The sequence below is a fragment of the Nostoc sp. FACHB-190 genome, assembly GCF_014696905.1.
In the GTDB taxonomy this organism is placed as follows: Bacteria; Cyanobacteriota; Cyanobacteriia; order Cyanobacteriales; family Nostocaceae; genus Nostoc_B.
Genome location: NZ_JACJQW010000003.1, coordinates 29,498 through 44,048, shown reverse-complemented (window position 1 = coordinate 44,048; position 14,551 = coordinate 29,498). Strand labels below are relative to the sequence as shown.

Here is a 14,551-nt window from a genome sequence, read left to right as displayed (position 1 = left end):
TAGTGAAATACAACTTCCTCAAGATACCCGCCATCTTGCCAGAAATCATTAAAACATTTAAATGTTCTTGTGTCTTATAGTTCTTCATGTCCTCAATCTTTCTTCCTCCACCGACACAACAAATTCATAGCGATATCATCGAAAGTGCTGGTGTGGAAATATCGGTACTACGTCTTGATATGATGCACCCTTGGGTTAACGGTAATAAGTGGTATAAGCTGAAATACAACTTGTTAGAGGCAAAAGCCAGAAATTTCACCACACTGTTAACATTTGGCGGTGCTTATTCAAATCACATTTTTGCCACCGCCGCCGCAGGTAAGTTATTTGGTTTGCAGACAATCGGTGTCATTCGCGGTGAAGAAACGCTACCACTAAATCCGACGTTGAGTTTTGCTGTAGAACAGGGGATGCAGCTTGTCTACATGAGTCGCAATAGTTATAAACAACGCAATTCTTCAGAATTACAAGCAGAACTCCAAGAACGTTACGGTGAAGTGTTTATTATTCCTGAAGGTGGATGTAATTTAAATGGTGTGCTTGGCTGTACAGAAATTCTCCAACAAGCAAAAAATTTTGATATTGTTTGCGTTGCTTGTGGGACGGGTACTACTTTTGCCGGGATTTTACTTTCTCTCACTCCACAACAAAAAGCAATTGCTTTTCCTGTTCTCAAAAATGGTGGATTTCTGCAACAAGAAATCGAAATGCTATTGCAGAATTATCTGGCGGCTGATTTACCGATATCAAATAAATCTGTGGGTGCGTGGGAATTAATTTGTGATTATCACTTCGGCGGTTATGCCAAAGTTAACGATGAATTACTAAAGTTTAGCAAACAATTTCAGCAAATCCACGGTATACCTTTAGATTATGTATACACTGCCAAGATGTTTTATGGCGTGATGGATTTATTACAACAGGGGTTTTTTAGTAAAGGCGATCGCATTCTCCTAATTCACACTGGTGGTTTACAAGGCAATTTAGGTATACAAAAAAGATTGAGCCAGTAGTGTGGGCAAATATTTGCCCACACTACAAATTTAATTGATGCCTTTGAGTTTGCGAGTGCTATCAACTAAACTTTGAGCAAAATCATCAAATCTTTGGGAAAGTTTTTCATCTAATAACTTACCTTCTGGGTTAAAAGCACCCCAGGCTTGGCCGATGGCGATTTGTTCTGGAATCACCCAACCATGTACCCAGCGCACAATTATCCGTAAATCATTCAGGGCGTTGCTATTAGATTGACCTCCCAAAACGCTAATAAGTCCTGTGACTTTTCCTGATAGTTCTTCAAAACTCATTAAATCTAGAGCGTTTTTCAATACGCCACTCACGCCGCCGTGATACTCTGGTGTTGCCAAAATCAATCCATCTGCACCACTGACACTATCACGCAAGCGTTTAACATCAGGATATTCGGGATATTCTTTTTCACCGTTGCAAAATGGTAGCTGTAATTGTCGCAAATCCAAAATTTCTACATCTGCACCTATGGCTTGTAATCTTTGGGCTGCAACTTCTAAGGCCAACTGTGTATAGGATTTAGGTCTTAAACTACCACCAATGCCAACAATTTTTACCATAATTTCCTCATCTATTACAAATAAGAAGTCTGAAGTCTGAAATGAAGAAAGAGTTTATAGGCTTTTAGCAATTTATATAGGCTGCTATATTCCCGACTTCTTAAAGAAGTCGAGGATCTGACCACTCCCACTTCTTTTAATTAATGAGATGAACTACTTGTACAGACTTATGATTACAAGTCATAATCATTACGACTATGCTTATCTTAGCGAGTTATGGTTTTGTAGTCAAATTTGTCGCAGCAGTAGATATGAGAAGTCACGAAAAACTGTACTAAAGCAAATAGTCAGTCAAGGTTGGTTCACTTCCCAAACTCCCCACACCTCCCACACTCCCCACACCTCCCACACCTCCCACACCCCCCACACTCCCCACACCCCCCACACTCCCCACACCTCCCACACTCCCCACACCCCCCACTCCTCCCAAACTCCCCACACCCCCCACACTCCCCACAGACCAGGAGTATAATTTATCCTACTAAAATAAAATTCCTTGAGTAGCATAGGTAAAGAGAGTAGGGAATAGTTTGGTGTAGAAGTTAGACTAGATAAAAAACCGTGATTTCCAGTTATTACAATTTTTGCTAGAAAAAGAGGCATAAAATCAGCGCGAAGCTCATGCCAGCAAAAAAAGGGTAAATGATATGAAAAATTTTAGGAGACAGGCATTGATGCAACAGCGATCGCCCATAATCAAACCAACTAAGGCCAACTCAGAGTTAAGCAAAACCCGCCAAAAGCGAACGCCAAAATCTGTGGCTTGGTCTGGGGCGTTAATCGCCAGTTTAATGATGTTGCCAAATATTGTGGGCGGTACACCAGCCCTGGCACAAAGAGCTGATCGCGAAATTAGTTATGGCAAGTTGATTGAAAAAACCGAAAAAGGCGAAGTTAGAAAAGTTGAGTTAGACGAAACAGAACAAACCGCCAAAGTATATTTACAAGGGCAGAGTCCAGATACACCACCGCTACAAGTCAGACTTTTAAATCAAAATACAGAGTTAATTAATAAACTCAAAGCCAAAAACGTCGAGTTTGGGGAAGTTTCTTCTGCTAACAGTCGGGCTGCGGTTGGGTTGTTAATCAACTTGATGTGGATTTTGCCACTAGTAGCATTAATGTTACTGTTTTTGCGTCGCTCCACCAATGCTTCTAACCAAGCGATGAACTTTGGCAAATCCAGAGCGCGTTTCCAAATGGAAGCCAAAACAGGGGTAAAATTTGACGATGTGGCAGGTGTAGAAGAAGCCAAAGAAGAACTCCAAGAAGTTGTCACCTTTTTGAAGCAGCCAGAAAGATTTACGGCTGTCGGCGCACGCATTCCTAAAGGCGTGTTGTTAGTCGGGCCGCCAGGTACAGGTAAAACATTACTGGCAAAAGCGATCGCCGGGGAAGCGGGCGTACCATTTTTTAGCATTTCCGGCTCGGAATTTGTGGAAATGTTCGTCGGTGTCGGTGCTTCTCGTGTGCGGGACTTGTTTAAAAAAGCCAAAGAAAATGCCCCTTGTTTGATATTTATTGATGAAATCGACGCGGTAGGTAGACAACGGGGTGCGGGTATTGGTGGCGGTAACGATGAGAGGGAACAAACTCTCAACCAGTTGCTGACCGAAATGGATGGTTTTGAAGGTAATACAGGCATCATTATTATTGCGGCTACCAACCGTCCTGATGTTTTAGACGCAGCCTTGTTACGTCCTGGACGTTTTGATAGACAAGTAATTGTCGATGCGCCAGATTTAAAAGGGCGATTAGAAATCTTGCAAGTTCATGCCCGGAATAAGAAAATTGATGAGAGTGTGTCATTAGAAGCGATCGCCCGGCGGACACCGGGTTTTACAGGTGCAGATTTAGCCAACTTACTCAACGAAGCCGCCATTCTCACCGCCAGAAGGCGCAAAGATGCCATCACCATCTTAGAAATTAATGATGCAGTTGACCGCGTAGTAGCGGGGATGGAAGGTACACCCTTAGTAGATAGCAAAGTCAAACGCTTAATTGCTTATCACGAAATTGGTTACGCCATCGTTGGCACCTTGCTTAAAGACCATGACCCAGTGCAAAAAGTCTCTTTGATTCCGCGCGGACAGTCACGGGGTTTAACTTGGTTCACTCCAGACGAAGAACATTTTCTCATGTCGCGATCGCAGCTATTAGCCAGAATTACCGCTAGATTGGCTGGTAGAGCCGCCGAAGAAGTAATTTTTGGTTTACCAGAAGTCACTGGTGGAATGCGCGAAAACCGTAAATTAGAATTAGCGACAGCCATAGCCCGGCAGATGGTCACACAGTATGGTATGTCCGAAATTGGGCAATTTTGCTTAGAAGCGCCCAATAGTGAGGTATTTTTGGGGCGTGATTGGATGAACAAATCCGAATATTCTGAGGAAATTGCCGCCCAAATTGATCGCAAAGTGCGGGAAATTGTCAATCAATCCTACGACACCGCAAAACGCCTGATTCAAGAAAACCGCACATTAGTTGACCATTTAGTAGAGATTTTGATTGAACAAGAGACCATTGAAGGAGAACAATTCCGTCAAATTGTCGCTGAATATCAAAGTCAACCAATAGCTGATGAGGCGACAATGGCTGTACCTAATTAAATCAGTTATCAGTTATCAGCTATCAGTTACTAGGCGTATGGTGGGGGATTTAAACCCGCCGCCAACGCACTCCACTAATGGGTGGGGGACTTCAACCCAGGTGTAAAAGAAACTGATAACTGGTCACTGGTCACTGGGAACTGTTAAATAATTATCTGCTGGAAAATTTTGATGAACAGCACACCAGTCAGTCAAGTGCGATGGACAATAGCAGATTTAGCACTCTTTGAGAGCGATCGCAATCATCGCTATGAAATCATTGATGGGGAATTATTTGTGACAAGAGCGCCGCACTGGAAGCATCAAGCAATTTGTATTAACATCGGCACAGTGCTGAAGCTTTGGTCAGAGGAAAGTGGGCTGGGAGAAGTAGCAATTACTCCAGGGATTATTTTTGCGGATGCAGATAATGTGATTCCTGATGTAGTTTGGGCAAGTCATGAGCGCCTAGCGAAAGTTTTAGATGAAGCTGGACATTTGACAGCCGCACCAGAATTGGTAGTGGAGGTGTTGTCTGATGGTGACAAGAATGAGAAACGCGATCGCCAAGCAAAACTCAAGTTATATTCAGTACAAGGAGTCTTGGAATATTGGATTTTTGACCGTCGGGAGCAGAAGGTGGAAGTATACCGACGAGAAAAGGGAGTTTTAAAACTTGTCGCCACGTTATACAGTCAAGATGAATTAACTAGTCCTTTGTTATCAGGATTTAGCTGTATTATCAGCAAACTGTTTTAGCTTCAAAGCCTCCACTTTGGGTGGGAGTAGAAATACTATTTCTGAAAGCAACTTAGGATGAATTTAGGCTATACCCTTTTGAGACAAAATAAAAACCGTAGAAAAATATAATTTCTACGGTTTTATAGTGTGGTGTGAGGAGACTTAACTGATCTCATCATATAACCCATCAGAAGATTATTGACCCATACTTAATAAAATTTGCAGCAAGATTATCGTTTGATGACATAAACCTAAATTCTTAGGTTTTTTATGCTTTCTGTAGTTAATTTTAAACTAAAGCTCCACCACAGCTAGAACCACTCCCTGCTGTACAGCCATAGCAATAGGCGGCTGTTTGGACTTCAGAAATTAAGTCTAAATTACTAGCTGCTAACAATTTAGCTACTGTTAAGTTTTCCCCGTTGGTATTTTTGGCGGGTAGATTCATCATTTGGTTGAAATCACAATCATATACATTTCCTAAATAATCAATCGAAAGTTCATTTCGACACATTAAATACTCAACAGTACCGACGTTAAAATGGGATTCTAAAAATTGGAGATAGGGGATGTAGAGTTGTTTACGCTCTAAATACAGCTTAGTTCTACCAACTGGTAGATTTGTAATTGTAAATAAATTATTAAATTGAATATTAAAATTATCTGTTAGAAATTTTTTATAATCTTGCTCCAACTGCTGTTGTTCAGGTGCTAAAGCAAATTTTTCCCCTGTAGGTAACTGGGGATTGTAAACTAAATCTAAAATTAAGTTAGGTTCATGACCATAGCCAACGCGGTTCAGCCACTGCAAAGCTTTGATAGAATCATCAAAAACACCAGCGCCGCGCATTTTATCAACATTATCGGCTAAATAACAAGGCAGAGACGCAACTATTCTCACTTGATTTTGGGCAAAATATTCTGGTAAATCACCAAAGCCTTCGACAAAGTAAATAGTCAAGTTAGAGCGGACGATTACTTGTTTATTAGTTGCTCTAGCAGCTTCTACTAATAATTTAAATCCATAATTCATTTCTGGTGCGCCACCAGTCAAATCAACAATTTCAATTTCGGGAAATTTATGGATTAATTCAATTAACTGTGTGCAAATTTCTGGAGACAGTTCTTCTGTACGTTTTGGGCTGGCTTCAACATGACAATGGTTGCAAGCAAGGTTGCAACGTTTACCCAGGTTAATTTGCAAAACAGTAATTGGCTTTTTAGTTAATGGTGTATTTAATTTCTGGTTAAAGGTAGTACATTTTGAGGTAGTTTGCATGAGTTGATATTCCTAATTTAAACTAGAAAAAATACAGCTAACAGCGTTTTTCGGTTGAGTGCAGTACAAGTTAATAGGGGCTAGAGACTAGATGAATGTACCTTATTGGAGTGAAAAACGCTGTCGATAAATGTTTTTTTGAATACATAATCTATACTTCGGAATTGAGCAGGGTTTAATAAATCATAAGTCTAAACTAGTTAAAATTTTTGCCTCAGCAAAGCTGGTTAATCATGCTGGATTCTGACTTCTGAATTATTAATATCTTTAGCCTTGTAATAATCTATAAGCTATACCACTAATAATTGCTGTGGCGGGTAAAGTAAAAATCCAAGCAAAAATTATTTGCCAGAAAACACGTAAATATACTTGTTTTGCGGTTAAGCCAGCGCCAACAATGGAACTAACTGCAACATGAGTTGTAGAAATAGGTAAACCAAAATAAGTTGCTGCGATCGCTAAAAATCCGGTCACGAAATTTGCAGACAAACCTTGAGTAGAATCTATAGTAGCCAGTCTTGTACTCATGGTGGCAGCAATTCTTTGAGAATTGAGTAACCCACCTAATCCCATCGCCATTGCAATGGTTAACATTCCACCTTGAATGGAAAAATATTCAATAATCAGAATAATCGAAACTAACTTGGGAGTTTGACTGAAGCCTCTGGCAAAACTGACAACTGCTGCACTGATAAAATGCAGTGTATCTACGAGCTTTTGATTAGACAATAAGTTAAACTTAGAATCAGTATATACAAATAATTTATAAAGACCTGCTGCTAATAAAATTGCAATTATGGGACTCAATACTAAAGGTAAAACAAAATATCTAAGTAATACACTAAAATTAACCTTGAGACCGATCGCAACTAATCCCGCCCCTAATAACCCACCTGTTAAACTGTGAGTTGTCGAAATTGGAAACCCTGTCAAAGCAGCCATTAACACTGTAACACCAGATGCGATCGCCACGGCTAAATGAATTTCTGGCACATTAGCAATTTCATCGGGAAAAATACCTTGTCCCGAAAAGTTTTGGACTAATGTACCAGCCATAAATATCGAAACAACTGCACCAGCAAAGGTCATAATAGTTGCCCAGACAATCGCCGTTTGGTAGCTAGTTGTGCCACTACCAAACAGTGTTGCTACACCCTTAAAATTATCATTTGCTCCATGAGAGTATGCCAGAAATAACGTAGCCAAAAATAAACTAATAATTAACATTTTGGGTTTTAATTTTAACAGCAACCACCACCGTTATAGTGCCAGGTTGAATCAGTAATTATGATTTGCTGCGGCTCTAAAGTCGCCAGTTTAGCAGCCGTTTTGTCACAGACTGCGGCGGGAATCCCACGCTGAAGCAGATGTCCTGCGCCATCATCAAATAAAGCTGCTGTACCAAAGTAAATGGCTGTTTTGCCAGTAAAAATACAAGCGCCATCTTCTGGAATTGCAACTTTAAAAGCCACTGAATCAAGACTTTCTAGTAATAGGTTTGCTTCTAAGTTGTAAGTTTGAGCATCCAGTAAACGATAAGGGCGACGGGCGCGAATTTCAATTTGTCCGAAACCAGCATCAATTATGCGCTGAGTATACTCGTCGTAGGTAATTGCGCCTGACAAACACATAGCGCGTAGTTGCTCATCTTGTTGAAGATGGGTAGGAATTGGACTGGTTGCAATGGGGTCACTCATTTGCAAACGTCCACCGGGTTTCAGCACACGATATGCTTCTGTTAAAGCTCTGGTTAAATCTTCTGGTTCAAAAATGTTGAACAGGCAATTCTGGGCGACAATATCCACCGAAGCATCAGCTACAGGCAAATTAAAAGCATCACCTGGGCGAATTTCGACAAAATTAGGATTAAACCAAGAGTTTTCGGTGGCGGCAATTTCCAGGTTGCGTGTAGCAGCCTCTCGCATAGCAGCCACAGGTTCAACAGCAATTACCGCACCAGCATAACGAGAAAAATAAGCGAATTGTAACGCTTCTAATCCACCGCCCACGCCAACATACAGCACAGTTGGTTGGTTGATCAGTTCTGTTGGGTGAACCGTTGTACCACAACCATAGTTCATTTCTTGCATCGGCAAAGGAATTTTTAAGCCAGGGAATTGCAAGGGTGAACTTTGGACACAACAAAGTCCTACTTCGGGTGTTTCTGCCACTTCACGGTAAAATTCTGCTGCTGTTTCTAAATAAGTCATGAAAGTCGGGATATTAGGTTTTTTCAGGAATACTCAACTCTGTGCATCCTAATATAACCAAGTATCGCCTAAATGAATTTATCCTGAGAGAGAAAGTATGAAATATAAAGTGTGAAGTATGTAGACGCGCTTCGCACGGCTTCCCGTTCGCATAGCGTCTCCCTTTGGGAGAAGGGTAGTGTGAATTTAAATTTCAATCACGACTTTACCAAAGTGGGCAGCAGTTTCGAGGTAGCGATATGCTTCTGGGGCGGCGGTGAATGGAAACACAGAATCAATTATGGGAAAGATTTGATGGTGAGATATTGCTTGATTCATCATTTCAAACATTTCTCGACTGCCTACATAAATGCCTTGTAAGGTAAGACTTTTAGCTAATATGGGCATAGGATCAATGTCACCGCCTCTTGTCAGCACACCGATTAAGCTCACACGTCCTCCAATTCTGGCGGCTTGGAGTGATTGTGGTAAAGTACCTGCACCACCCACTTCGATGACGTGATCTACACCAAGGCGATTTGTTAACTCATAAACTTGCTGTTGCCAATTTGGTGTGGTTTTGTAATTGATAATTTCATCAGCACCTAGTTGTTTGGCGCGGGCTAATTTCTCATCGCTGCTAGAAGTAATGATGACTTTTGCATTGTGGAGTTTGGCAAACTGAAGGGCAAATATCGAAACTCCGCCAGTACCCAGCAATAATATAGTGTGATTGGTGCGAATGTGACCTTTTGTAACTAAGGCGTGCCAAGCAGTGACAGCAGCGCAGGGTAAAGTGGCTGCTTGGGTGTAGGAGAGGTGATCAGGTAAGATTACTAGCCCATTTTGGTCTAGCACAACGTATTCAGCCAGCATTCCGTCAATGCTGCCACCTAAATCAGACTTCATTTTCTGTCTGGTTGGGGAGTCGTCAATCCAAGTTTGAAAGAAAATCCCGGCGACGCGATCGCCTGTTTTTACCCTTGTCACACCTTCACCCACGGCGACAACTTCCCCCGCACCATCAGACATAGGAATTAGCGGATATGTCAATTTAGAACCGTAGTTGCCCTCAGCTACTAACAAGTCACGGTAATTTAAAGATGTGGCTCTTACCTTAATGAGGACTTGTCCGGCTATGGGTTCTGGTTGGGGGCGTTCAACTAATTTTAAAGCATCAATGCCGGCATCACTTTGGATTTCGTAAGCTTTCATCAACTTCTACCATCATCGGATGAATCAATCATTCTAAGCATCACCTATAGGAATCCGGTTTGATTTCTGAATTTATTTGTGTAGTTAGGGAATAGGGAATGGGGAGTCGGGAGTAGGACAGAAGCCTGATCTGAGTGTACTGGTTTTTTTCCCAAATCAAATATGAGTCCTATATATTTATGGCGATGCCAAAAAAGTAGATTCAAACAACTCCTCGATCGCTCACCTGATGGGTTAACAAACAATTTTTTGTGTGGAATCCTTGACTTTTACACCCCTTCACCCTCTCCTCGACCCTTGATTGTTCATTTTTATGCGTCAATGCTATTTAAGTTAGATGAATTACGGATGTCTCTGTCTGAAGAGAGTAAATTGGTGAGTGTTGATTTACCTTGATGCAATATTTGCAACTTCAGGTTTGAGAATGAATCATGGATTTGAATAAAACTTACAAATCAACACACACTGATTCAATTTCATTTGCTTGAATAGCTATATTGATAGAATTGAAATTCACGTTTCTGGACTATGGCAAGTAAATATATAGACGTGCAGGAATACACTGTTAGAGCGCATAAAAGACTAATTCACACCAGGGTGTTTCACTTTGTCTGTAAAGAATGCAATCAGACAACTAAACGCGAGACGTTTGGCCCCCGTCCTTTATATTGCGAAAGCTGCCGTCCCCCACAAGCACCACGCAAATCTCCGCAGCCATCTCAAAAAGCCAAACCAAGGCCAATGACTTATACAAGTGACACCACGTTGGGTTGATGTAACGCTTTATGAAACCGCAATTGCAATTGGAACCACCCCCACAATCATTAATCACGCCTTTGTTAGAGTTACGAGACTACTATGCGCGATTGGTTGAAGAATATGGCACTTTATACAATCAGGCGCGATCGCAACTCGATAATGTTGAAGGTTTGTTATCTAGTTGGTCGTCACTTTCAGAAGCTAACAACAAGCTACTGACGGTTGAAGTTGTGAACGAAATGCTTTCGGCCTCTAAAGAAGATTTACTTTTATCTCCTTCATCTCAAAAATCTGATGGCGAATTAGCGGCGCATCCAGATTCACCACAACCAAACACAGAAGCATTAGAAACAGATAGTTCTGCTGCAACAACCAACGTCAACGAGTCCCCAGCTACAGACTTTAGTTTCTCAAACAGAGATTTCTCGCTGAACAATGTAGATATTCCGATGTTGAGTGAGTATAACTCTTTAACTCGGATGGAAGCTATCAAACAGCTATTAGAACAACATCTGGGTACTGTTTGCCACATAGATTTCATTGTGCGATCGCTTTATGGTGACTTAGACCCCCATGTCTTTAAAGTGGTCAAAGGTAGAGTGCAATCTTCACTCACCCAAGGTAGAGAAAGACAAGCTTGGTTTGGTATACCGAATGAACCTGGTTGTTACACCCTAGATTTAAGTTTAGTCACCACCAATCAAACCACCAGTAACTCTAAGACTGGGAAAACTAAGAAGAAACCGGTTGTCGTACCACAAGCAAAAGTTGTTCCAATGCTCAAAGCCTATGAAGGACAATTTTTGATTGATGCTTTAACTATTTTCTTTAGGCAACATCCAGGGAAAGTTTTTAGCGTGGCTGAAGTCATCACGGGAATTTATGGCAATCTGAACGCAGAAGAAGTGCGAGAAGTGAAAAGCAAGGTACTAAATGAACTCTCACGCGGTTATCGCATAGGAAGATTCTCTAGAATGCCTGATACAGTCGGCTTTTACACTTGGGATACAAAGTTAGTTCGTAAGGGGAGTGGGGAGTAGGGGGTGGGGAGTGGGGAGTGGGGAGTGGGGAGTAGGGGGTAGGGAGTGGGGAGTAGGGAGTAGGGGGTAGGGAGTGGGGAGTAGGGGAAAATTTTTTTACTCATTACTCAGCACTCAGCACTCAGCACTCAGCACTCAGCACTCAGCACTCAACACTCATCACTCAGCACTCAGCACTCAGCACTCAACACTCAACACTCAACACTCATTACTCTCTACGTACTTAATCTACCCAGGCTAAACTACGCTGAACTGCTTTTTGCCAAGTGCTAAAGTTAGCCAAGGCGTTATTCCTGGCTGGATTAGGCTCAAAGATGTGGTCTATTTGCCGTTGATTAACTAATGTGGTGTAGCTGTCCCAAAATCCAACGGCTAAACCGGCGGCAAATGCTACTCCTTGTACGGTGGTATCGCGCATTTTTGGGCGTTCTACGGGGATGCCCAAGACATCGGCTTGAAATTGCATCAGAAAGTTATTTTCACAAGCACCGCCATCGACGATTAACCGCTTCATTGGCGTAGGAGAACAAGCATTGATGGCTTGAACAACTTCCACAACTTGGTAAGCGATCGCTTCTAAAACAGCCCGCACTAAATGTTGGGGTTGGACGCTGGCGGTAATGCCAAAAAAAGCTCCTCTAGCATTCATATCCCAGTGCGGCGCACCGAGTCCACTAAAGGCAGGGACAAAATACACGCCGCCGTTATCTGACACTTGGTTAGCCATTGCTTCGGTTTCGGCGGCAGTTTTGATCAATTTGATGCCATCGCGCAACCATTGGATACAAGCGCCACTAGTAAACATACTGCCTTCTAAGGCGTAACCAATTTTTAAATTACTGTTGTCTTGCGCTTGTGTCCAAGCCAAGGTGGAAATGAGTTGATGTTGCGATCGCACAATTTCTGCACCTGTATGGGCTACCAAAAAGCTACCAGTGCCATAAGTACATTTCATTAACCCAGGGCGATCGCAGCCATGACCAAATAATGCTGCTTGTTGGTCGCCTAAAATCGCTGTGATCGGAATTTCTACACCCAGCAAAGTTTGATCAGTCACACCAAATTTGCCTAAACTGGGTTGAATCTGGGGCAGAATTTGAGCCGGAATTTGTAAGATTTCGAGTAATGTTTCATCCCAGGTGCAGGTTTTGAGGTTCATTAACATTGTGCGGCTGGCGTTGCTGTGGTCGGTTGCGTGGACTTTCCCACCTGTTAATTTCCACAATACCCAAGTATCAATTGTGCCTGCCAAAACATTGTCTAAATCAATCTCTGCAACATTTTCTAATAACCATCTCAACTTTGTTGCCGAAAAATAAGCATCAATCACCAAACCAGTGCGGTCATAAATTTCGGCGGCGTAACCTTGGGCTTGTAATTGATTGCAAAGGGGTGCTGTGCGGCGGTCTTGCCAAACAATGGCTTTATGTAGCGGCTTACCAGTGGTTTTATCCCAAATTAAGCAGGTTTCCCGTTGTACAGTTAATCCCAAAGCGACGATATCTGATGGCGCAATTTCAGCATTAGCGATCGCATTTTGCATTACCCAGCAGGTATCTCGCCAAATTTCTTCCGGGTCATGTTCTAACCAACCCGGCTGCGGATAATACTGAGTAAGTTCTTTATATGCTTGTCCAACAATTTGACCCGCTTTGTTAAACACAAAAGCACGGTTGCCTGTTGTACCCAAGTCCAAAGCCAAAATATAGCCTGATGATGGAGATTTACTATCCAAGGTTACTGATGAAGTGTGAAGTCTGAAGTCTTGTTTGGGTAAGGATATCACAAACAGGACTTCTGCACAAAGATTGTTTATGAAGACTGGGTGTGGGGGTGAAAGGGGTATGGGGTGTCGCCGTGAGCGTCAGCCGAAAGGTATCAGGGTTTTGAATAAGTACACGCCCTACACTTTTAAAATAATATGTTTTTTAGCATCAATACTAATTAAACCTTGTTGTTGCAATTTTCCTAACAATCTTGTAATGGTGACTCTGGTAGTACCGCAAGCACTGGCTATATCTTCATGAGTCAAGCGGACGCTTAAGCGAGTCCCTTCTTCTACTGGTTCACCAATTTCCTGTTTGAGAAGTTCTAATAAATGTTGTAAACGTTCTTCGACTAATTGCTTTTTGGAGATGACTAAAAATGATTCTGTTTGTTGTAACCGTTGATTGATTTTGGGTAACAAACTATGACTCAATGCTGGTGTAACTGATAATTCTGATAGATAAATTGGTACTAACTCCACATCTGATAAAGCAGTAGCTTGGTAAATGGATAGAGAAGTCATCCCAGAACCAAACACCATTTGCGTTTTTGCCAATCCTAACAAGATTTCTTCGCCAGTTTCACAAAATGTACTGAGTTTGACCAAACCTTGGACAACATACCAAACCACTGAGTTATTAAGAGGAATCGTTTCACCTTTAGAATATTTGTATCGAGGGCGATTTTGGATGAACTCGCTGTAACTCTCAGTTGATTGTAATTCTGTTTGCTGGCGATCGCTAATATTCCGCAGTAACCAGAGTAAGTTAATAGCCTTACCTTCCGGGTTACGGATGACTCTGACTGTGAAAGCTGCGTCAAAATACTCGCCATGACGTTGTTGCAAGCGAATAATTAACTCTTTTGTTCTATCTGCTTGATATAGCTGATGGAGTTCTTGGCGAAAGTGCTGTCTTTCTTCTAAACAAACAAATTGAATTATAGCTTTGCCGATGAGAAATTTTTTGGGAATGTTCAGTAATTTCGTTGCAGCTATGTTGGCGTTTTGAATAATCCCCGCTTTATCAGTGACTAAAGAGCCATCTGGCGCATACTCAAATAAATTTTGGTAATTTTGGCGTTCGGTTTCCAGTAAAATTTGTGTTTCTTTAAGTGCTTCATTTTGCTGATACAGTTCTTTTGCTGCTAACTGTAACATCTTGGAATTACTATAAAGTTCTTGATAAGCTTGGGGTAGCATATCAGCAGGAATCCAAGGTAAAATACTAGCAGTTTGGTGCAAATCTGCTAGAGGTTTGTGCAAGGCTTCTAAACGTTTGATAAATAATTTTATATTCATCTTCTCGTCCTGCTATTTGCCAATACGGTTCAGTTAATGAGATGAGATTTGATTTCTCAATTTCTGCTCTACCTATTAGATAAT

General features: G+C 41.7%; 13 protein-coding genes. 5 read left to right on the top strand and 8 right to left on the bottom strand.

The genetic code is table 11. From position 1 onward, the window contains the following. Positions 1 to 86: 86 nt before the first annotated feature. Positions 87 to 1,013 (top strand): 1-aminocyclopropane-1-carboxylate deaminase/D-cysteine desulfhydrase, encoded by a 927-nt coding sequence (locus H6G28_RS04945; protein WP_190669356.1) that lies wholly within the window; start codon positions 87 to 89, stop codon positions 1,011 to 1,013. Positions 1,014 to 1,043: 30 nt separating this feature from the next. On the opposite strand, the gene H6G28_RS04940 is transcribed toward H6G28_RS04945, so the two are convergent. Beyond that, positions 1,044 to 1,589, bottom strand: coding sequence for an NADPH-dependent FMN reductase (locus H6G28_RS04940; protein ID WP_190589690.1), 546 nt, complete (start codon positions 1,587 to 1,589; stop codon positions 1,044 to 1,046). 274 nt (positions 1,590 to 1,863) lie between these two features. Continuing rightward, the gene (locus H6G28_RS04935; protein WP_190669354.1) at positions 1,864 to 2,046 is read right to left on the bottom strand and encodes a hypothetical protein; all 183 of its coding nucleotides are present in this window, start codon (positions 2,044 to 2,046) and stop codon (positions 1,864 to 1,866) included. A 190-nt stretch (positions 2,047 to 2,236) separates the two neighbouring features. On the opposite strand from H6G28_RS04935, the gene ftsH reads away from it, so the two are divergent. Both ftsH and H6G28_RS04925 read left to right on the top strand, forming a co-directional pair. Next, positions 2,237 to 4,198 (top strand): ATP-dependent zinc metalloprotease FtsH, encoded by a 1,962-nt coding sequence (gene ftsH, locus H6G28_RS04930; RefSeq protein WP_277883219.1) that lies wholly within the window; start codon positions 2,237 to 2,239, stop codon positions 4,196 to 4,198. Between the two features lie 171 nt (positions 4,199 to 4,369). Further along, positions 4,370 to 4,936 (top strand): Uma2 family endonuclease, encoded by a 567-nt coding sequence (locus H6G28_RS04925; RefSeq protein WP_190669352.1) that lies wholly within the window; start codon positions 4,370 to 4,372, stop codon positions 4,934 to 4,936. Positions 4,937 to 5,207: 271 nt separating this feature from the next. Here the strand turns inward: H6G28_RS04925 and arsS are convergent, their stop codons facing one another. The 4 genes from arsS to H6G28_RS04905 all read right to left on the bottom strand — a co-directional run bounded on the left by arsS (position 5,208) and on the right by H6G28_RS04905 (position 9,601). Next, positions 5,208 to 6,197 (bottom strand): arsenosugar biosynthesis radical SAM (seleno)protein ArsS, encoded by a 990-nt coding sequence (gene arsS / locus H6G28_RS04920; protein WP_190589693.1) that lies wholly within the window; start codon positions 6,195 to 6,197, stop codon positions 5,208 to 5,210. Between the two features lie 267 nt (positions 6,198 to 6,464). Continuing rightward, on the bottom strand, positions 6,465 to 7,424 hold the full coding sequence (locus H6G28_RS04915; RefSeq protein ID WP_190669350.1) for an inorganic phosphate transporter: 960 nt from the start codon (positions 7,422 to 7,424) through the stop codon (positions 6,465 to 6,467). Between the two features lie 14 nt (positions 7,425 to 7,438). Then, entirely contained in the window at positions 7,439 to 8,407 is a 969-nt protein-coding gene (gene arsM / locus H6G28_RS04910) for an arsenosugar biosynthesis arsenite methyltransferase ArsM (protein ID WP_190669347.1), read from the bottom strand. Positions 8,408 to 8,593: 186 nt separating this feature from the next. Continuing rightward, positions 8,594 to 9,601 carry a zinc-dependent alcohol dehydrogenase family protein gene (locus H6G28_RS04905; protein WP_190669345.1) on the bottom strand — a complete coding sequence of 336 codons (1,008 nt, stop codon included), beginning with the start codon at positions 9,599 to 9,601 and terminating at the stop codon, positions 8,594 to 8,596. A gap of 528 nt (positions 9,602 to 10,129) precedes the next feature. On the opposite strand from H6G28_RS04905, the gene H6G28_RS04900 reads away from it, so the two are divergent. Further along, a complete protein-coding gene (locus H6G28_RS04900; RefSeq protein WP_190589697.1) occupies positions 10,130 to 10,375 on the top strand; it encodes a hypothetical protein in 246 nt (81 codons plus the stop codon). Positions 10,376 to 10,386: 11 nt separating this feature from the next. Continuing rightward, complete coding sequence (locus H6G28_RS04895) at positions 10,387 to 11,400, top strand: hypothetical protein (RefSeq protein ID WP_190669343.1); 1,014 nt, start codon at positions 10,387 to 10,389, stop codon at positions 11,398 to 11,400. 223 nt (positions 11,401 to 11,623) lie between these two features. Here the strand turns inward: H6G28_RS04895 and glpK are convergent, their stop codons facing one another. Next, complete coding sequence (gene glpK / locus H6G28_RS04890) at positions 11,624 to 13,135, bottom strand: glycerol kinase GlpK (RefSeq protein WP_190669341.1); 1,512 nt, start codon at positions 13,133 to 13,135, stop codon at positions 11,624 to 11,626. Positions 13,136 to 13,303: 168 nt separating this feature from the next. After that, entirely contained in the window at positions 13,304 to 14,467 is a 1,164-nt protein-coding gene (locus H6G28_RS04885; protein WP_190669339.1) for a helix-turn-helix domain-containing protein, read from the bottom strand. Positions 14,468 to 14,551 lie beyond the last annotated feature (84 nt).